Genomic DNA, 18158 nt, shown 5'->3' with positions numbered 1-18158 from the left:
CAGCGCAGAATGCCGATCGACCCGGGGAACTGTCAAGCGGCCTCCCGAACTCACGCGGCGCTCGTACTGTCAGCGCTGAGCACGGCACCGCGAGCCCGCGGTCGAGCGTCTCCGCTCCTCCGGTCCTCCCGGTCGTTCTCGATGACCCCGACACTCTCGAGAGGAAGGAAGTCCCATGATCGACAGCACCAGCATCGACAGCATCCACGGCTCGACCGTCTACGGATCCGACGGAGACAAGATCGGCTCCGTCGAGCAGGTCTACGTCTCCGACGAGAGCGGCGCCCCCGTGTGGGCGACCGTCCGCACCGGCCTCTTCGGTACCTCGGAGTCCTTCGTCCCGCTCGAGGGTGCGGACCTCGCGGGCGACCGCGTCACGGTCGCCTACGACAAGAGCTTCGTGAAGGACGCGCCGCGCATCGACGCCGACGGCTCCCTCACCGAAGACGAGGAGGCCGAGCTGTACCGCTACTACAACCTGACCGGCGCCGCCTCGGCGCCCGGGACCGACAACGTCGACAGCGCCGCCGGCTTCAGCGATGTCACCTCCGGCAGAGGCGACACGGGTGTCGACACCGCAGTCGGCCACGACACCTCCGGCCCGACCACCGACGACGCGATGACCCGCTCCGAGGAGCAGCTGCGCGTCGGCACCGAGCGCGTCGAGGCCGGCCGCGCACGCCTGCGCAAGCACATCGTCACCGAGCAGCAGACGGTCACCGTGCCCGTCACCCACGACGAGGTCCGTGTCGTCCGCGAGCCGATCACCGACGCCACCATCGGCGACGCGACCGCGGGCCCCGACCTCAGCGAGGAGGAGCACGAGGTGATCCTCGGCGAGGACCGCGTCGTCGCCGCCAAGGAGACCGTCCCCGTCGAGCGCGTGTCGCTGGGCACCGAGACGGTCACCGAGCAGAAGCAGGTCACCGAGGACGTCCGCCACGAGGAGATCGAGGTCGAGGACGACGGCGTCACCCCGCGCCGCGACCGCGACGGCCTCTGACCCACCCCCGCCGGCAGCAGGAGGCTCAGTGTCTCCTGCTGCCGGCGCACCCGTTTCCCCCCAGCGCTCTCCGCGCGAGCAGATCGAGGACGACCATGGCCCAGACCAGCACCGAGCGCGACCGCACCGCATCGGACCCTGACGACTCCCGCAAGCCCGACGACCCCACCGACGTCACCAAGCGCTCCTGGGGCTACGTCCTGAAGAAGACGCTCCGCGAGTTCGGCGCCGACCAGTGCACGGACATCGCGGCAGGCCTCACCTACTACGCCGTCCTGGCGCTGTTCCCCGGGCTGCTCGCGATCGTCTCGATCCTCGGCCTGTTCGGTCAGGCCGAGACGACGACCTCGACGGTCCTCGACCTGCTCGGCGGCTTCGTCTCCGCCGACGTGCTCGAGACGATCCGCGGACCCCTGCAGGAGCTGACCTCCACCCCCGCCGCCGGACTGGCGTTCATCACCGGTGTCCTCGGCGCGCTCTGGTCCGCCTCCGGCTACGTCGGCGCGTTCGGCCGCGGGATGAACCGCGTCTACGAGATCGACGAGGGTCGCCCGATCTGGAAGCTGCGCCCCACGATGCTCGGCGTCACCCTGCTGACCGTCGTCCTCCTCGTGATCGCCGGACTGATCCTCGTGCTCAGCGGACCGATCGCACAGACGATCGGCGACGCCGTCGGCCTCGGCGACGTCGCGCTGACCGTGTGGAGCATCGCCAAGTGGCCGGTGCTGATCGCGATCATGGTCGTCATCGTCGCCGTCCTCTACCACTGGTCACCCAACGTGCGGCAGCCGAAGTTCCGCTGGACCAGCCTCGGCTCGATCCTCGCCCTCGTCGTCTGGGCCCTCGCCTCCGTCGGCTTCGCCTTCTACGTCGCCAACTTCAGCAACTACAACAAGACCTACGGCGCGCTCGGCGGCGTCATCGTCTTCCTGTTGTGGCTCTGGATCACGAACCTCGCCCTGCTCTTCGGCGCCGAGTTCGACGCCGAGCTCGAGCGCGGCCGCCAGCTCCAGGCCGGCATCGAGGCGGAGGAGCACATCCAGCTCCCGCCGCGCGACACCCGCCAGAGCGAGAAGAAGGCGAAGAAGCACGCCGCGGACGTCGAAGACGGCCGCGAGCTCCGCGAGACAGCCGGACATCCGGATCGATGAGCGACCCCGGAACCCGGCCCGCCGGGGAGGAGCAGATCACCGTCATCCGCTCCGAGGAGCGCCTCGACGTCACGACCGCCTGGACCCCGACGGAGCTCTTCCGCGTCCGCAAGATCGTCGTCACCGAGGAGCGGACCGTCACCGTCACTCTCCGCCGCGAGGAGCTCGTGATCGAACGAGAACCGCTCGACCCCGAGCACCTCGACGGTGCGGAGGGTCCGTCCTCGGGCGCGACTCCGAGATCGATCACGCTCGTCCTCCACGCCGAGGAGCCGGTCCTCACCACGCGGGTCGTCCCGGTCGAGCGTGTGCACGTCATGATCGACCGCATCATCGCCATGGAGTCGACGACCGAGACGATGCGGAAGGAGCGCGTCGACGTCCGCACGGTGCCGCAACTGCTCGACGACAACGCCGAGTAGATCAGGCGCTCCGTCTCGGAGGCTGTAGTCACGCTGCGACGGCCTCGACCTGTCCCTGTGTGCCAGGTGGATACCGCGTCTCCGTGTCCTCCAACGTCTTTGAGGGCTCTGCATGAGTGGCGACGTGGAAGGTGTTCAGGGGAAGCAAGAAGAGACGAAGGAGTACACCCCAACGCAACACCGGGGAGACCCGACGACGCGCGTAGCAGTAGGGTCATTTCTCCGCTTTTCGCTACACATTTGTGTGAGGGTCTAGGAGTGGCGCAATGAACGAAGACCGTCGGCTACGTCCGAGTAAGTACGACCGACCAGAACCTCGATAGGGAGATCGAGGCGATCGGCGCAGTCGACCGGATCTTCGAAGAGAAGGTCCCCGGCGCCACCCGCACCGATTGACCCGCCCTAGCCGACTGCATCCGCGACGTCCGAGACGGCGACCTCGTCCGAGACGCGTCAATGGACCGCCTCGCGCGCTCGCTGCGAGATCTTCGCGATGTCGTCGATGAGATCGTCGCGAAAGGCGCCTCCGCCGAGTTCATCAAGGAGCAGCAGACCTACGGACCCGGCGGCGACGACGCACTCGGACAGTTGATGCTGCACCTGCTCGGCGCGTTCGCCGAATTCGAGCGCTCCCTCATCCGCGAGCGGCAAGCCGAGGGCATTCGCATCACGAAAGCTGCAGGGAACTGCACGGGCCGGCAACGCCGGCTCGACGACGACCAGGTCGCTGCAGCTCGAGCGGACATCGTCGCCGGCATCCCGAAGTCAGCAGTCGCACGCGAGCTCGGCATCGACCGCACGACCCTCTACCGAGCGCTGGCACTCCCCCAACCCGACGAGCTCACCAGGACTGAGATCTACAGCGGCGTCAGAAGGCCTATCGCCTTCTGATGCACCGCCCCAGTGTCTCGATAGCCGCCCCGTCACCGGGCATTTCATCGGGCGGGTCTTACGGGACACTGCCGCCCGTACCGACGCGCGGCTCATCCCGCTCGGCGAACTGGCGCAGTGAACCACCGGCTGTCGGACGCTCGCTTCGCCGAATGACGCCTCTGCATCGCGGCTTCATGGAGCGTGAGGGAGAGTCCTGGTGGAAGGCGCGGGACGATAGCCACTTGCGGCAGGCTCACCGACCGCAACGGTGCAGCCTGGTTCATCGACGTCATCGTCCTCTGGGGCTGACCGAGCAAGACACCGAGTTGCTCAGTGCCCGAGCAGCATGCTGTTGCGGACCCGGATCTGCTCTTCGGTCGCGGGGAAGTAGCTGCTGACGCCGACGTGCTCGGCGTCGTGCTGGATCTCGTCGACGACCGGCCGGAGTGCGTGCTCGTAGGCGGCGAACGCCTGCTCGACATCGCCACCTGCGGCCTGGAAGGCGTCGAAGAGTGCCGTGGCGCCGATGATGGCGAGCGACCCTCCCATGCCCGCGGCGGGCGATGCGCAGTAGCCGGCGTCGCCGACGAGCGCGATGCGTCCTGACGTCCACGCCGGCATCTTGATCTGGCTGAGCTTGTCGAAGTAGAAGGTCTCGCCGTCGAGCGCCTGGTCGACGTGATCCGAGAACGGCGGGCCTGCCTGCAGAAGGTGCTCGCGGAGGATGCTCTTCTGCTCCTCCTCGTCGTGGTGGTCGTACGAGATCTCCTTCTCGGAGTGGAAGCCGAGAACGAGTTCGGTGGTGGAGTCGTACGAGTTCACCAGCATCGCCACGCCCGGCGCGTTGGTGATCCGGGTCGTCTGAGGGGCGATGAGGAGGGTGTCGAGGGTGGCGATGGAGAAGTACGTCTGGAGGAAGTGGCTGTAGAGCGCTTCCTGACCGAAGTGCAGTCGACGCACCGTGGAGTGGTTGCCGTCGCAGCCGAACACCAGGGAGAAGTTCCTCTCGGTGCCGTCACGGAAAGTGACGCGAATGCTCTCCTCGTCGAGCTCGTTCAGCGACGCGATGGAGTTGCTCCACAGCATCTCCACCTCGCCCTCCGTCGCCGCGGCGAGGATGTCGAGCAGATCATCACGGTGGATCTCGTAGCCGTCGCCCACCGCGTCCTCTGTGGGCGGCTCGGGGTCGATCCGTGCGATGAGATCCCCCTTTGGCGTCGTGAACTCCGTCACGCGAGGAGCAAGTGCTCTCGCCGAGATCTGCTCGAGCAGGCCCATCCGCTCGACGATCGCGATGGTGTCATCGCGGATATCGACCGGGGTGCCTCCTCGCTTCAGACCCGGTCCGATCTCGACGATCGTGACCTCATAGCCCAGCCGGCGCATCCACAGCGCCGTCGCGAGCCCGGCGAAGCTCGCTCCCGAGATGAGCACTCGCCTCTGCCTGTGCGCGTTCATCGGACATCCTCGTTCCCCGGCTCCCGCCGAATGTGTAGTGACTCGAACTTCGTCACCGTAACAGAAACTTTGAGTCACTCAACTCTTCGTGGCAGACTGGCGGAATGGGGGAAGCAGGCACGGTCGTCGCGTCGGGACTTCGAGAGCGCAGGAAGCGAGAGACCCGCGCGCGCTTGGGCGACGTCGCAGCGCGGCTCTTCGCTGAGCACGGGTACGACGAGGTGTCCATCTCGGACGTCGCGCGTGCCGCTGCCGTCTCGGATCAGACGGTCTACAACTACTTCCCGACCAAGCCCGATCTCGTCTTCGATCGAGCGGACGAGGTGCTCGAGAGGATCCGAGCCGCGGTCGCCGAGCGAGGCGCCCAGCAGTCCCCGGCCGAGGCGATGCGCGCCATCGTCCTCGAGGACATCGATCGGTACGTCGAGGAGGATCCGGCCCTGGCACGAGGGGAGTTCCCCGCTCAGTGCAGACTCAGCACGGTGCTCCGGCGCCGGGCCCTGGAGTTCTACAGCGACGTCACGACCGCGGTTGCAGCGGAATTGGCCGGCACGGGGATGGACTCGATGACTCGGCGTGCTCAAGCAGCCGCACTCGTCGCGGTCGTGCAGCAGACCACCGAAGACATCGGCGACGCAGTCCTCACCGGCGCTGATCGGGAAGCGACCCGCACGCGTTTGAAGGATGCGAGCACGGTGGCGCTGGACCACCTGTCCGCTTGGTGGCGCACCGGGCTCACCAGCCCATCGCCGCCCCGGTGATCCATCCCCATTCGGGACGCAGTAAAGCGGTCTAAGAGTGGATCACGAGGCGGTGGGGGGGATCGAGTCCGGCTCCATCGAGTGAGAGCCCACGTCAACCGACGCGCACAGGATCCTTGGTGTCGATCTGCGCGAGAGGGTGCTGCTTGTCGGAAGACGTCGCGTCGTCTTCGGCCTGCGGGCGGCTCTTTGGAAAGGCAGGCCAGGCGGGGCGGTGCGAGGCGAAGCGGACGGTGAGAGCAGCGATCCACAAGGCGGCGACGAGCAGCAGGGCGATCGTCCCGATGCTGTCGGCGGTGTCCGCTATCGCGTTCGCGACTCCGAGCCGTGCGCCGAGCCAGCCGAGCGCCGCGACGGCGGTGAGGGTCGCGGCGCTGATCCGCAGGGCGGTGTAGCGGTGGGCTCGCGCGAGGATCACGAGGGGCGGGAGGACCGCGGCGACGATGAGCAGCTGCATCGCCTCGATGCCGAGGTTGAAGCCGAGCAGGGCGAGCACGAGACGGCTGCCGGTGAGGTCGAGCTCGCGCAGCGTCTCGGAGAACGCGAGGCCATGGACGAGGCCGAAAGCTCCGGCGATCGCGACCTCGCGGCCGGGGAAGATCGGCCGGATCGCGTGGATCGCGGCGACGAGGATGCTGACCGCGATCAGCGCCTCGATCAGGCCGGTGGGCACGGGCAGGCCGAGGGCACCGAGCGCGAGGGTCACAGAGTGGCCGAGGGTGAACGCGAGGGTGATGCCGGCGATGCGGCGCACCGCCTGGCGCAGCGGCACCGTGTCCCGCCAGCGGCGACGGACGGCGAGCAGTGGCGCGGGCAGGAGCAGGGTGAGCAGGAACAGTTGATGGTCGGTGCCGTTGGCGATGTGCTGCATGCCGAGCACGAGCATGCTGACGAAGCCGCTGGCCTCGCTACCGCTGCCGAGGTCCACGTGCAGGGAGCCGACGGTGTTGGTGACGGTGTCGAGGCGGATCGTTCCGAGCTCGTACGCACCGGCGAAGTCGGCGGCCGTGTCGGCGGCGACTGTGACGAGGACTACGTGGGTGATCTCCTTCTCCACCACCGCGTCGTAGCCGAGGTCGAACGAGCGCACGTCTCCGCCGGCGGGTGGGGTGAGCTCGAACGTGGTGGTGAGCTGCTGGTAGATCCCGGTGGTGGCGGTGTCGCCGGCGTCGGAGACGGTGAGGTCGCCCGCGTCGACGGTCCAGGCGGTCCCGTCGTCGCTGGTGGGAGCGAAGTGCGCGAGGAGGTAGGCGGTGATCGCGGCCGCGTTCTCGTCGACGGCGCTCTGCGTCTGCTCGGCCAGCTGGATGCCGCTGGCGTTCTCGAGGTCCTCGAGCGGGATGGTGACCGTCGCCGCGATCGAGCTCTCCGCGACGTCGAGCTGCACGCTCGAGGACGGGAGCACGTGCGCGGATGCTGCCGGAGCGACCGCGAGCACGCTCGCGACGACGGCGAGCAGCACGAACAGGAGCCGGACAGCGACGCTCCGCCGACCCGAACGGTGGGCGATCGCGGCCGTCATCGAGCGTCCAGCAGGGCACGGGTGAGGGAGGGCATGATCGAGACGGTAGGTCCGCGAACGTGACGGCCGCTATGCGGACCCTATGAGAGGTCAATGAAAGATCGAGCTTTTCTGTTCGTATAGGCGACTCATAGACAACTCATCGGATCGCCCTAGGCGTGCACTGTTTCGTCGTCGTCATGGTCAGCACCTCTCCCCTCACCCAGTCCATCTCCCGGCGCGGGATTCTCGCCGGCATCCCGGTCGTCGCTCTGGTGCTCGCGGGCTGCACTGCCACCGGATCCACCTCCACCGCTACCGGCACCGCGACGACCGCGCCGACGGGAACCCCGGCAGCGGCCGGGTCCGTCGCCGCGCTCGCGCAGGCGTTCCAGGCGTCGCTCTCCGCCGAGCAGCAGGCGACGCTCGTGCAGAGCTACACCCTCACCAACGCTAAACTCTGGTCGAACTTCCCCCAGGCCCTGCTCAGCGGAATGGGCGGCGGCGGCGCCGGCGGCGGCGGTGGCACTCGTCCGTCCGGGGCGTCCGGGATGCCCACCGACGGCGCCCGACCCAGCGGCACTGCGGGCGGCGCGGGCGGTGGCGGCATGCCTTCCGGTCTCGGCGGCGGTGCGCGGCTGGGGCTGAGCATCGGAGACCTCTCCGACGCGCAGCTCGCCCTGTTCGAGTCGCTGCTGAAGGCGACCACCGGCACGGCGACCGGCCTCGGCTACGACGAGATCCAGCAGCACCTCAACGCGGACGACTACCTCGCGGACAACGGCGGCGCCGACGACTACGGCCGCTCCCAGTTCTTCGTCGCCTTCCTCGGAGTCCCCCAGGACACCGGCACCTGGGAGTTCCAGTTCGGCGGCCACCACCTCGCCGTCGCGAACACCTACATCGACGGCTCCCTCGCCGGCGCGACCCCCTCCTTCCGCGGCATCGAACCCAACGGGGACTTCGAGTGGGACGGCGCGACGAACCACCCGATGGCCGCGAAGGAGGCCGTGTTCACGGCCGCGTTCTCCTCCCTCACGAGCGAGCAGCAGTCGACCGCGAAGCTCAGCGACGTCTACTCCGACCTCGTGCTCGGCCCCGGCAACGACTGGGCGTTCCCCGCGACCAAGGAAGGCCTCCAGGTCTCCTCGCTCTCCACGGACCAGAAGTCGCTCGTCCTCGCCGCGATCGCCAGCTACGTCAACGACATCGCCGACGCGGACGCCGCCACGATCCTCGCCACCTACACGGCTGAACTCGACGACACCTACCTCGCCTTCTCCGGATCGACCACCTTCACCCAGCTCAACGACTACTTCCGCATCGACGGCCCCTCCGTCTGGATCGAGCTGTCCCTGCAGAACGGCATCGTCCTCTCCGGCTACCACCCGCACACCGTCTGGCGCGACCACAACACCGACTACGGCGGCACCAAGTCCTGACCCGCCTCACCCAGCCGGACGGCAGCCGGCCGCAGTGACATCGCTATCGTCAACGCATGCCTGAGCTGCCGTCCGTGCGAGAGCGGGCGCGGGGCGAGCTGCGCGAGCTGCTCGCCCTGCGGCCCGCGCCGGGCGCCTGGTGGACCGCCGGCCGCGCCGCGATCGCGACGCTCATCGTGTTCGCGGCCCTGGCCGGCCTCGACCTGTTCTCGTACGCGATGTACGCCTCGTTCGGTCTGTTCGCCGCCGTCTACTCCGGCACCCGCCACCAGCCCGTCCGATGGCGATCCCAGACCCTGCACGCCGCGCTCCTCGTCATCGCCGTCACACTCGGCGTGTGCGCCGCCATCAGCGACGCACGGACCGTCATCGCGATCCCCCTCGCCGCGGCCTGCGCCGCAGCAGCCGCACACCTCTCCGACCGGCAGCACTGGGCCCCGCCGGGACCCATGTTCATCGTGTTCGCCGTCACCTCGTGCGCCTCGATCCCCCGGACCTGGCCGGAAGCCGGCCTGGCTGTCCTGATCACAGGCGCGAGCGCAACCGTCGCCGTCGCCGTCGGCCTGCTCGAGCAGAGCATCCCCCGCTCCCCCATCCACCCCGACGGACGCGAAACGCCGGGACCACCACCGATCCAGCGGACCGTCCACCGCATGCGCGTGCATGCCGCGCGCTGCGCTGCCGCCGTGATCCTCGCCGGCGGCATCGCCGTCACCCTCGACCTCGACCGCCCCTACTGGGCGATGGTCGCCGCCGTCGCCCCACTCGCAGGCAACGACTCCACCGACCAGATCCGACGCGCCGTCTTCCGCGTCCTCGGCACCCTCATCGGCGTCGGCGTCGCCGCAGGCCTCCTCGCACTACACCCCAACACTGGCGCCGCAATCCTCATCGCGACCGTGCTGCAACTCCTGATCAACGCGGTCGTCCGCCGCAACTACGGCCTCGCCCTCATCTTCATCACACCCCTCGCACTCCTGCTCGGAGAACTCGGCTCCGACGCAGCAACCAGCGACCTGATTGCCTCCCGCCTCCTCGAAACACTCATCGGCGCGAGCATCGCCGTCGTTCTCGTGACCTTCACCCGATCCCGGTTCTCGACACCGGCCAACCCGCCCGCTTAGCCATCCCCGAACGGGACACCGTCGAGTTGATCTAGAGAAGCGCAGTTGTGCCTGCGTAGGGTCAGCGCATGGGGCAGATTATCGTGGAGCAGATCATCACCGCCGACGGCTTCGTGCAGGACACCGACGGCGGCATGAAGTTCATGAATGCGGCACCGATCGACAGCACCGACTCCGACCAGCTCAACATGCTCAGTCGCGTCGGCGCGATCGTCCTAGGACGTCACACCTACGAGATGTTCGCCGGCTACTGGCCGAGCGTCGACCCCGACGACGAACCGGTCGCGAGCTCGATCAATTCACTCCCTAAGCACATCGTCAGCAACACTCTCGATTCCGCCCCGTGGGGCGATCACGCCCCGGCCGTCATCGAGCACGGGGACCCGGTGGAGAGCGTGGCGCGACTCCGAGCCGCCGTACAGGGCGATCTGCTCGTATGGGGCAGCTTGCAGCTCACTGACGCGCTGTTCCGCGCCGAGCTCGTTGACGTGCTGCGCCTGCGCGTCATTCCCAGCCTGATCGGAGACGGTCGCGGTCCCACGCCGACGGACATCGACCAAGCCGTGATAACCCAAGTTGCGAGCCACGCCGGGTCTGGCTGGGTGACCCTCGAGTATGAGGTCAAGAAGCGTAAGTGACCCGCTGAACGATCCCTAATCGGGACGAGACGAACGACTCGATAGAACGCTCGTTCCTTCGATGTGTCAGGCGGAGGGGCCGTCGACGTCATCGGCGCCGACGGCCCCTCGGTGTTCAGTAGCCGACGGAGATCGCGCCGAACAGGCGCGGTCGGGGGACGCTGCATCGCTCCCCGACTTGGGTGTACCGGCCGGTGATGATATGTAGACCGCGCGTGGCTATGTAGCTCCCGGCATCCTGGGCCGGAGCTCCTGTATAGGTTCCGACGGTACCGATCACGGGGAGCGTGGAGGAGACGTAGGCGCCGGTTCGGCGGCATACGGTAGTCATGACGGTCTGCTCCTAGATCTCGGGGTGCTGGTCGCGGACGGGGCTGACGGATTCGAGCAGGGAGGCGACGGCGGAGACGGTCGATTCGGCGTGCCAGGAGGCGGCGATCTGCACGCCGATGGGGAGGCCGTCGGTGCTGGTGCCGAACCTCATCGAGAGAGCGGGCAGGCCGGTGATGTTGAACTGCACGGTGAACGTCTGAATGTGGGCGGCATGGACGGTCTGCCCGTCGATGACGAACTCGGTCGCGTCGTGCTCGTGCGCGGGGATCGGCAGGACCGGGAGCAGGAGCGCGTCGAAGCGGGCGAAGTACTCCGCGTAGGCGTCGCGGAGGCGTTCGAACCCCTGCTCGGCGGCGATGTAGTCCTCGATCGACGTGTCGGGAGTGGCGAGCATGGCCCGGGACATCGTGAACCGCTCGTCCTCGTGTCCGGCGGTGGCCTCGGCCATCGCGGGCTTGAGCTCCATGACGTGCTGCTTGTCGAACAGCGCCAGCGGATTGTCCCGGTGCAGGGCGGGGATGTCGACCTCTTCGACGTGCACGCCGGCGGCTGCGAGCGCTTCGGCGGCGGCGCGGACGGTGCTGGCGACCTCCGGGTCGACCGGGCCGAGGCCGGAGTCGGTGAACCAGCCCACGCGCAGCTGCTCGGGAGCAGCGTCGCGCCGGCCGGCGTCGAAGCCGGCCGGGGTGACGGCGAAGCCGTCTTCGCCGTCCGGGCCGCGGAGGATCGAGTAGCCGAGCTCGAGGTCGCGGACGGTGCGGGCCATGGGGCCGACATGCCAGTCGCGGCGGGGGACGCGCGGCCAGACGCCGGTCATCGGGATCCGGCCGTGGGTGGGCTTGATGGCGGCGATTCCGGTCTGCGCTGCCGGGCCGCGGACCGAGATCGCCAGGTCGGTGCCGAGCCCGATGGGGCTGAGTCCCGCGGCGATGGCCGCGGATTCGCCGCCACTGGAGCCTCCGGGGGTGCGGTCGAGATTCCACGGGTTGCTCGTGCGTCCGGAGAGCAGATTCACGCTCTCGGTCGAGTAGGAGAACTCGGGCAGGTTCGTCTTCGCGAGGAGGATGCCGCCGGCCGCCTTCATCCGGGCCGCGCTCACCGCGTCCTTCTGCGGGGTGCGGCCCCGGAAGATCGGCGAGCCGCGCTGCGTGAGGACGCCCGCGGTGTCGATGGAGTCCTTCACGGTGAAGGGGACGCCGTGCAGCGGTCCGACGTCCTCCCCCGCGGCGAGCGCGTCGTCGGCAGCCTTCGCGTCAGCGAGGGCGTTCTCGTTGATCGTGACGATCGCGTTGATCATCGGATCGACCGACGCTATGCGCTCCAGGTGTGCCTGGACGACCTCGACGGAGGTGAGCTCCCCCGAGCGGATGCGGGCGGCCAGCGCGGTCGCGTCCTGGTAGAAGATGTCATGGCTCATGGTTCGTTCCGGTCTAGTAGACCAGTCGTCTACCATGGAGATGAGAAGCCGAAGCGGATGCGCCCGCGGAAAAGGGAGTGGGGCGCGGGGCCCGAGGTTCAGATCCGCAGTCGAGCGCGGGTGAGTTCGAGCGCACGTCCGAGCGGTTCCGGCGTGCGCCGGACCTTGGCCATGATGCTCGCGCCGAGCCAGGCCTCGTAGAGCTCCTGGGCCAACTGTCGCGGGTCCTCGTCCGCGGCGACCGACCCGTCCTGCCGCCCGGTGCCGATCATCCGCTCGAGGTGATCGACGATCCCGGCCGTCCCGTCGACGAGCTGCAGCCGCATGGGCTCGGACAGGTCGGAGACCTCGGCGGCGAGCTTCACCACCAGGCACTTTCCCTGCCCGTCGTCGAAGGACTGCAGATCGTGGAACCGCTGCCAGTACTCGGCCAGCTGCTCGGCGCCCGTCTTCGAGGCGTCGCTCGCGATGCGGTCCATCGTGGCGAGGTAGCCGGTGAAGTAGCTCTTCATCAGCGCCTCACCGAACCCCTCCTTCGAGGAGAAGTAGTAGTAGAAGGATCCCTTCGGCACACCGGCCTCCGACAGCACCTCGGTCAGGCCGACGGCGGTGTAGCCCTTGCGGGCCATCAGCGCCTCCGCCGTGTCGAGGATGTGCTGCCGGGTGTCGGTCTCCGAAGTGGGCATGCGACCACCGTAGCTACTATTAGACCAGTCGTCTAGTCCGGGGAGCGTCGAGACGGCCGTGCGGACCGCTCGGCCTCACCACAGCCACTCGACGGCCGTGCCCTGGACCACTGAGCGGTCAATTGCCACCAGAGCGCGTGGTGCTCGCCCTCCTCGACATCGAACCGGCTGCCGCAGACCGTGCATTCGCACTCATAGGTCGCCGGCCATCCGGAGCGGTCCTGGCGGAGCACTCGCGCATGGCCGCGCTCCTGCTCCCGGGTGGGGTCATAGGCGAGCAGTCGTGGGTAGTCGTCGCACCAGCACCGCCACCGGCGGAAGCTCTGCACCTTGGCGAGGGCGTGGTCGAGGGCGTCACGATTCGACCGGACCATCCCACCGAGCTCGACATCCGCCGTCGCCCGACGGATCTCCGGAAGCGCCGCCCTGAGGAGGTCGAGCAGCGCGATGTCGCGCGTGCCGATGACCTCCCACGAGGCCTGCCAGACCCGGTGCGGATCCGCCGACAGCAGATCATCGAGCGTCCCCGTCACCCGGCCAGAGTAAGACATCCGAAAGAGCCGTGGAGGAGACAGGCGGCGCGGCTAGGCCTCATCGGGGTCCTCAAGCAGCGCGCGCTGACGATGAGGAGCGACCTGGTCTCGCTCCGCGCCAGCACCCTCGGGGACGCACTATCGGCGGCGACCACAAGTGCTGCGTCACAACGCGACACCTCCGGAGCCAGGACCCATCCGTCTCACCCGACGCTCCGAGGATCGACCGCAAGTCCTGATGCCGACAGGGCGATGTTGGACCCGATCGGACACCGCCCTGCATGCAGAGATCGGCATCCCCCTGGTCATGCCCTCCCGCAGGCGTGACGCCGGCCCGCACCGGCAGCTGCAAGAACTCGCCGACGCCCCGATGACCGATCGGCCGACGGGACTCCGAGTCAGCAGGTGGATGTGCGCCGCGTCCCTCACCGGATCCGTCCCGCGGCCAGTTCGCGGCAGAGCTGCAGCGCCACGTCCTCGATCCCGGAGTGGCGGGCCACGCGGCGCTGCCAGTGGGCGCCGGAGCCTCGGAAGAGGATCCGGTGCACCCCGTCGACGACCAGCTCCCCGTCGCCGTTCGCCTCGAGGGCCGGGAGCACCTCGGCCAGCAGCGCGTCGACGACGTGGACGGCGTCGGCCGGCTGCCCCGTCCGCGGGTGCACGAGCTGCTCATCGATGCCCGAGCGGCGAGCCCGCCAGGTCGCCAGGCGCAGCACGGCGACGGAGCATCCCGGCGCCTCCTCACCGCGCCGCCACTGCTCGGCCGCGGTGTCGACGAGCGCACGCACCAGGGCCGCGAGGACGGCCGTGTCCTCGGCCCGGAGGCACACGTCCGCGACGCGGACCTCGATCGTCGGGTAGCTGCGCGAGAGCCTCGCATCGAGGTAGAGCATCCCGGCGTCCATCAGCGTGCCGGTGCGCAGCAGGTCGTCCTCGAAGGCCGCGTACGCCGCCGCGGTCCCGAAAGCGTCGGTCGGGCCCGCCGAGGGCCACTGCGCCAGCGTCTGGGAGCGATGGCTGGCGTACCCCGTGTCGACTCCGTCGGCGAAGGGCGAGTTCGCGCTCAGGGCCAGCAGCACGGGGAGCCAGACCCGGATGCGGTCCAGGACCGCGACTCCCTCCGCCGCATCGGCGATGCCCACGTGCACGTGGAGGCCGCATGCGAGGGCGCTGCGGGCCGTCGATCCGTAGCGCACCAGCATCTCGAGGTAGCGGGGCCGGAGACTCGGATGCGGCGTCGTCGAGGTGGGACTCGTCGCGAGCGGCAGCGCGCGGGCACCGTGCCGGGCGGCGGCGGCGTCAGCCGCTCGCCGCGCCTGCAGGACCTCATCGGCGAGCTGCGCCGCGGTGAAGCAGGGCGCGGTGACCGCCTCGATCATCTCCTGCTGCAGCTCCCGCTGCAGGGGCGACGAGGAGCGCTGCGTCTCGCGCAGCATCTCCTCGGCCACGGGAACGGGCTCCCCCGTCTGCACCGAGACCAGGAGCAGCTCCTCCTCGACCCCGAACGTGCGCAGGCCGGGGCGCACAGGAGGGGCGGCGCCGTTCAGGGCGGGTGCGATCGTGGTCGCCGGGGCGCTGCTCACCGTGGTCATGCGATCAGAGTCGGCAGTCGCCGACAGACACTCGAGAGGGTTTACTTCTCGACGGAGCGCGGGGTACACACGCCGTCACCGCTCCAGGTGCGGGCGCGCGTCAACCCTCCTGCGCCGCCCGCCCGGCGCGCGGTGTCATGACGCATGAGCAGAACCGCCCTCGCTCCCGACGCCCTCGCCCAGGTCCTCCGCGATCAGCACGCCGACTTCCGCGCACGGCTGACGGAGTGGGTGTCGATCCCCTCGGTCGCGGGCATGCCCGAGCACGCGGACGACCTGCGGCGGTCGGCCCAGTGGCTGGTGCGCGCGTGCCGCGAGGCGGGCTTCCCCGAGGCGGAGATTCTGCCGACCGGCGAGTCGTTCGCGGTGCGGGCGCGGTGGGAGTGCCCCGATCCCGAGGCGCCGACCGTCCTCGTCTACAGCCACCACGACGTGCGGGCGGCGAAGGCCGAGCAGTGGAGCGTCACCTCGCCGTTCCAGCCGGTCCTGCGCGACGGCCGCCTCTACGGCCGCGGCGCGTCCGATGCGAAGGGGCAGGCGCTCGCGCACGTGCGGTCGGTGGCGGCGCTGCTGGCCGCGTCGGGCCTCGAGGCGCCGCCGGTGACCCTGGTGCTGCTCATCGAGGGCGAGGAGGAGCTGGGCTCCCCGGGCTTGAGCGACCTGCTCGCCGAGCACTGCTCGGACGTGCGGCCCGACGTCGTCGTCTTCTCCGACACCCTGCAGTGGCGGGCCGGGGAGCCCGCGATGTGCACGAGCGTGCGCGGCATGGTGTCGGCGCACGTCGAGGTGCGGGGGACCCTGCGCGACGTGCACAGCGGCGCCGTCTCCGGCGCGGCGCCCGACGCTGCACTCGCCCTGGCCGCCGTCCTCGCGCGGCTCCACGACACCGACGGCCGCATCGCCCTGCCCGGCTTCTCCGACACGATCCCGGAGATCACCGAGCAGCGGCGGGCCGAACTCGCCGCCCTGACCTACTCCGACGCCGACTGGCTGCACCGGTCCCGCACCCGGATCGTCGCCGGCGAACCGGGGTTCACCGTCCTCGAACGACTCTGGGAGCGGCCCGCTCTCGAGGTCGTCGGCCTGCTCGCGGGCGACCCGACCGGCATGCCGCGCGCCGTCATCCCGTCGGCGGCGACCGCGGAGATCAGCATCCGCACCGTGCCGGGGCAGTCGGTGCACGAGGCGGGCGAGCAGCTGCGCGCCTTCGTCCGCGACGCCCTCCCGCCCGGGCTGCACGTCGAGGTGAGCGTCTCGGACAGCACCGCGCAGGAGGGCTATCGGACGCCGTGGACCTGGTGCAGCGACGCTCTGGAGCGGGCGATGCGCCGCGGCTACAGCGTGACGGAGGTGAAGCGGATGGGGAACGCGGGCGGCGGCCCCGCCGAGCTGCTCGCCCGCCGGTTCGAGGCGCCCGTCGTCTTCTTCGGCACCGGTCTGCCCGAGGACAACTGGCACGACAGCGACGAGAGCGCCGACCTCGACGAGCTCCTGCTCGCCGTCGGCGTCCTCGCCCACCTCTGGGTGGAGCTGGCCGACGGACCCGCCGCCGAGGAGACGCCGTGACCAGCCGCGTCCGGACGTTCGGTGTCGAGGAGGAGTACCTCCTCGTCGACTCCTCGACGTTCGTTCCCGCGCCGATCGCTCCCGCGCTGCTGCGCGCCGCGCGCGTCTCGTGGAGCGGAACGCTCACGGCAGAGCTCAAGGCCGAGCAGATCGAGGCGGTCGGCCGGCCGCAGCGCTCACACGCCGACCTCCTCGCCGGCGTCCTCGAGGGACGCTGCGCCGCCGACGACGCGGCGCGGTCCGCCGGAGGCCGCGCCGTCGCGCTGGCGACGAGTCCGGCCGCCTTCACCCCGCACCTCTCCGAGGACGAGCGCTACGGCCGCATCGCGGAGCACTTCGGCCTCACCTCCCGGCAGCACTTCACCTGCGGGCTCCACGTGCACGTCGGCATCGACTCGCCCGAGGAGGGCATCGCCGTCCTGGACCGCATCCGCGGCTGGCTCCCGGCGCTGCTGGCGCTCAGCGCGAACTCCCCGCTCGAGCACGGCACCGACACCGGCTACCAGAGCTGGCGCTACCAGTCCTGGGGACGGCCCACCGCCGGACCCGCGGACCTCTGGCAGGACCTGGCGCACTACCGCCGCGTCGTCACCGCGGTCACCTCCTCCGGCGCCCTTCTGGACGAGGGGATGCTCTACTTCGACGCGCGGCTCTCCCACACCCACCCGACCGTCGAGGTGAGGATCTCCGACGTCCCGCTCCACGCGCAGGACGCGGCGCTCATCGCCGTCCTCGTCCGAGCGCTCGTCGGAACCGCCGCCCGCGACGCCCGAGCAGGAACGCCGCCGCTGCCGATCCCCACCCCGGTCCTCGCCGCGTCGTCCTGGCTCGCGAGCCGCTTCGGCATCACCGGAGACCTGATCGACCCGGTCAGCGGCTGCCCCGTCCCCGCACGCACGATGCTGGCCCGCCTGCTCCATCACGTCAGAGACGCCCTCGAAGACGCCGGCGACAGCGACACGGCGTCCTCCGCCGCCGAGCGGATCCTCCACCGCGGTACCGGAGCCCAGCGGCAGCGGGAGATCTGGTGCAGCAGCGGCGACCCAGGTGCTGTGATCGCCGACGCCGCGCGACTCACCCAGCGCAAAGGCATCGTGCCCCTGGCCAGAACCGGATCGTGAGCCAGTGATCGCCCCATCGTCGTCTGCCCGAGACGAGCGTTCGCCGCAACCCTCTTGAGCGTCTCGACCCGCTCGAGGAAATCTGGTGGCATGAGAAAGCTGCACTACTCGAGCGGGCATCTGCTCGTCGGAGACCTCACCTGCAAGGCGGTCCTGCGCTACGCCAGAGCCCTCGCAGACGTCGGGAAATCAGACGTGATCTCCGTCCCCGTCCTCACGGAGGGCGGTGGCCGCGCCTACGCGCACCTGCTGATCGGTCCCGCGAGCCAGCTGTGGTCCGTGCCGATCGACAGCAGCGAGGTCGAGGAGCCCGACGACGCGGAGGCGATCGCGCACATCGAGCAGGAGACGCGCCGCATGCAGCCCGCACGGCCCTCCTGGAACGACGAGATGACCGACATCCCGCCCCTCGAATTCCTGGACTACGCCGACACCGCGGACCTGGAATCAGCACAGCAGGACCACCTCGGCTGACACGCCGAACGATCTCCAGCGCTGAGGACCGTTCGGAGTCGAAAGAGCTCTGCTTCAGAGGCG

General features: G+C 69.6%; 17 protein-coding genes and 1 pseudogene. 12 read left to right on the top strand and 6 right to left on the bottom strand.

Annotation, left to right across the window (positions count from 1 at the left end; genetic code table 11):
- The first annotated feature begins 175 nt into the window (after positions 1-175).
- The 5 genes and pseudogenes from HQQ82_RS00885 (at position 176) to HQQ82_RS20450 (ending at position 3467) form a co-directional block, all read left to right on the top strand.
- A complete protein-coding gene (locus HQQ82_RS00885; protein ID WP_173231222.1) occupies positions 176-1003 on the top strand; it encodes a DUF2382 domain-containing protein in 828 nt (275 codons plus the stop codon).
- Between the two features lie 95 nt (positions 1004-1098).
- The gene (locus HQQ82_RS00880) at positions 1099-2154 is read left to right on the top strand and encodes a YihY/virulence factor BrkB family protein (protein ID WP_173231221.1); all 1056 of its coding nucleotides are present in this window, start codon (positions 1099-1101) and stop codon (positions 2152-2154) included.
- Positions 2151-2576 (top strand): YsnF/AvaK domain-containing protein, encoded by a 426-nt coding sequence (locus tag HQQ82_RS00875; protein ID WP_173231220.1) that lies wholly within the window; start codon positions 2151-2153, stop codon positions 2574-2576. Before HQQ82_RS00880 ends, HQQ82_RS00875 begins: the two co-directional genes overlap by 4 nt.
- Before the next feature lie 408 nt (positions 2577-2984).
- A pseudogene (locus HQQ82_RS20455) lies at positions 2985-3248 on the top strand (recombinase family protein); the annotation flags it as partial.
- Positions 3237-3467, top strand: coding sequence for a helix-turn-helix domain-containing protein (locus tag HQQ82_RS20450; RefSeq protein ID WP_367947847.1), 231 nt, complete (start codon positions 3237-3239; stop codon positions 3465-3467). The pseudogene HQQ82_RS20455 and the gene HQQ82_RS20450, both read left to right, overlap by 12 nt.
- Before the next feature lie 312 nt (positions 3468-3779).
- Here HQQ82_RS20450 and HQQ82_RS00865 read toward each other — a convergent pair whose 3' ends face one another.
- A complete protein-coding gene (locus HQQ82_RS00865; RefSeq protein ID WP_173231219.1) occupies positions 3780-4907 on the bottom strand; it encodes an FAD-dependent monooxygenase in 1128 nt (375 codons plus the stop codon).
- 173 nt (positions 4908-5080) lie between these two features.
- Here HQQ82_RS00865 and HQQ82_RS00860 point away from each other — a divergent pair, with 173 nt between their 5' ends.
- A complete protein-coding gene (locus HQQ82_RS00860; RefSeq protein WP_216848122.1) occupies positions 5081-5668 on the top strand; it encodes a TetR/AcrR family transcriptional regulator in 588 nt (195 codons plus the stop codon).
- Positions 5669-5762: 94 nt separating this feature from the next.
- Here HQQ82_RS00860 and HQQ82_RS00855 read toward each other — a convergent pair whose 3' ends face one another.
- Positions 5763-7190, bottom strand: coding sequence for a HupE/UreJ family protein (locus tag HQQ82_RS00855; RefSeq protein ID WP_173231217.1), 1428 nt, complete (start codon positions 7188-7190; stop codon positions 5763-5765).
- A gap of 179 nt (positions 7191-7369) precedes the next feature.
- Between HQQ82_RS00855 and HQQ82_RS00850 the strand changes: the two genes are divergently transcribed.
- The 3 genes from HQQ82_RS00850 to HQQ82_RS00840 all read left to right on the top strand — a co-directional run bounded on the left by HQQ82_RS00850 (position 7370) and on the right by HQQ82_RS00840 (position 10373).
- The gene (locus HQQ82_RS00850) at positions 7370-8611 is read left to right on the top strand and encodes a DUF3500 domain-containing protein (RefSeq protein WP_216848121.1); all 1242 of its coding nucleotides are present in this window, start codon (positions 7370-7372) and stop codon (positions 8609-8611) included.
- Positions 8612-8667: 56 nt separating this feature from the next.
- On the top strand, positions 8668-9735 hold the full coding sequence (locus HQQ82_RS00845) for an FUSC family protein (protein ID WP_173231216.1): 1068 nt from the start codon (positions 8668-8670) through the stop codon (positions 9733-9735).
- 68 nt (positions 9736-9803) lie between these two features.
- Positions 9804-10373, top strand: coding sequence for a dihydrofolate reductase family protein (locus HQQ82_RS00840; RefSeq protein WP_173231215.1), 570 nt, complete (start codon positions 9804-9806; stop codon positions 10371-10373).
- Positions 10374-10716: 343 nt separating this feature from the next.
- On the opposite strand, the gene HQQ82_RS00835 is transcribed toward HQQ82_RS00840, so the two are convergent.
- The 4 genes from HQQ82_RS00835 to HQQ82_RS00820 all read right to left on the bottom strand — a co-directional run bounded on the left by HQQ82_RS00835 (position 10717) and on the right by HQQ82_RS00820 (position 14934).
- Positions 10717-12123: an amidase gene (locus HQQ82_RS00835; RefSeq protein WP_173231214.1), complete on the bottom strand. Its 1407-nt coding sequence runs from the start codon at positions 12121-12123 to the stop codon at positions 10717-10719.
- Positions 12124-12221: 98 nt separating this feature from the next.
- Positions 12222-12809, bottom strand: coding sequence for a TetR/AcrR family transcriptional regulator (locus HQQ82_RS00830; RefSeq protein WP_173231213.1), 588 nt, complete (start codon positions 12807-12809; stop codon positions 12222-12224).
- Between the two features lie 32 nt (positions 12810-12841).
- Complete coding sequence (locus HQQ82_RS00825) at positions 12842-13342, bottom strand: hypothetical protein (protein WP_173231212.1); 501 nt, start codon at positions 13340-13342, stop codon at positions 12842-12844.
- Positions 13343-13767: 425 nt separating this feature from the next.
- Positions 13768-14934 (bottom strand): glutamate--cysteine ligase, encoded by a 1167-nt coding sequence (locus HQQ82_RS00820; RefSeq protein ID WP_216848119.1) that lies wholly within the window; start codon positions 14932-14934, stop codon positions 13768-13770.
- A 144-nt stretch (positions 14935-15078) separates the two neighbouring features.
- Here HQQ82_RS00820 and HQQ82_RS00815 point away from each other — a divergent pair, with 144 nt between their 5' ends.
- The 3 genes from HQQ82_RS00815 to HQQ82_RS00805 all read left to right on the top strand — a co-directional run bounded on the left by HQQ82_RS00815 (position 15079) and on the right by HQQ82_RS00805 (position 18095).
- Positions 15079-16500 (top strand): M20/M25/M40 family metallo-hydrolase, encoded by a 1422-nt coding sequence (locus HQQ82_RS00815; protein ID WP_173231211.1) that lies wholly within the window; start codon positions 15079-15081, stop codon positions 16498-16500.
- Positions 16497-17621: a glutamate--cysteine ligase gene (locus tag HQQ82_RS00810; protein WP_173231210.1), complete on the top strand. Its 1125-nt coding sequence runs from the start codon at positions 16497-16499 to the stop codon at positions 17619-17621. Before HQQ82_RS00815 ends, HQQ82_RS00810 begins: the two co-directional genes overlap by 4 nt.
- A 90-nt stretch (positions 17622-17711) precedes the next feature.
- Positions 17712-18095, top strand: a complete 384-nt coding sequence (locus tag HQQ82_RS00805) for a hypothetical protein (RefSeq protein ID WP_173231209.1) — start codon at positions 17712-17714, stop codon at positions 18093-18095.
- The last annotated feature ends 63 nt before the right edge of the window (positions 18096-18158 follow it).

Origin of the sequence: Rathayibacter sp. VKM Ac-2856 (assembly GCF_013205055.1) — a bacterium.
Lineage (GTDB): Bacteria > Actinomycetota > Actinomycetes > Actinomycetales > Microbacteriaceae > Rathayibacter.
This window is presented reverse-complemented; position numbering and strand designations above follow the sequence as displayed.

Bases quoted from the DNA above. Each gene is read 5' to 3' on its own strand.
- HQQ82_RS00885 (WP_173231222.1), top strand. From the start codon at position 176: ATGATCGACAGCACCAGCATCGACAGCATCCACGGCTCGACCGTCTAC.
- HQQ82_RS00880 (WP_173231221.1), top strand. From the start codon at position 1,099: ATGGCCCAGACCAGCACCGAGCGCGACCGCACCGCATCGGACCCTGAC.
- HQQ82_RS00875 (WP_173231220.1), top strand. From the start codon at position 2,151: ATGAGCGACCCCGGAACCCGGCCCGCCGGGGAGGAGCAGATCACCGTC.
- HQQ82_RS00865 (WP_173231219.1), bottom strand. From the start codon at position 4,907: ATGAACGCGCACAGGCAGAGGCGAGTGCTCATCTCGGGAGCGAGCTTC.
- HQQ82_RS00855 (WP_173231217.1), bottom strand. From the start codon at position 7,190: ATGACGGCCGCGATCGCCCACCGTTCGGGTCGGCGGAGCGTCGCTGTC.
- HQQ82_RS00850 (WP_216848121.1), top strand. From the start codon at position 7,370: ATGGTCAGCACCTCTCCCCTCACCCAGTCCATCTCCCGGCGCGGGATT.
- HQQ82_RS00845 (WP_173231216.1), top strand. From the start codon at position 8,668: ATGCCTGAGCTGCCGTCCGTGCGAGAGCGGGCGCGGGGCGAGCTGCGC.
- HQQ82_RS00840 (WP_173231215.1), top strand. From the start codon at position 9,804: ATGGGGCAGATTATCGTGGAGCAGATCATCACCGCCGACGGCTTCGTG.
- HQQ82_RS00835 (WP_173231214.1), bottom strand. From the start codon at position 12,123: ATGAGCCATGACATCTTCTACCAGGACGCGACCGCGCTGGCCGCCCGC.
- HQQ82_RS00830 (WP_173231213.1), bottom strand. From the start codon at position 12,809: ATGCCCACTTCGGAGACCGACACCCGGCAGCACATCCTCGACACGGCG.
- HQQ82_RS00820 (WP_216848119.1), bottom strand. From the start codon at position 14,934: ATGACCACGGTGAGCAGCGCCCCGGCGACCACGATCGCACCCGCCCTG.
- HQQ82_RS00815 (WP_173231211.1), top strand. From the start codon at position 15,079: ATGAGCAGAACCGCCCTCGCTCCCGACGCCCTCGCCCAGGTCCTCCGC.
- HQQ82_RS00805 (WP_173231209.1), top strand. From the start codon at position 17,712: ATGAGAAAGCTGCACTACTCGAGCGGGCATCTGCTCGTCGGAGACCTC.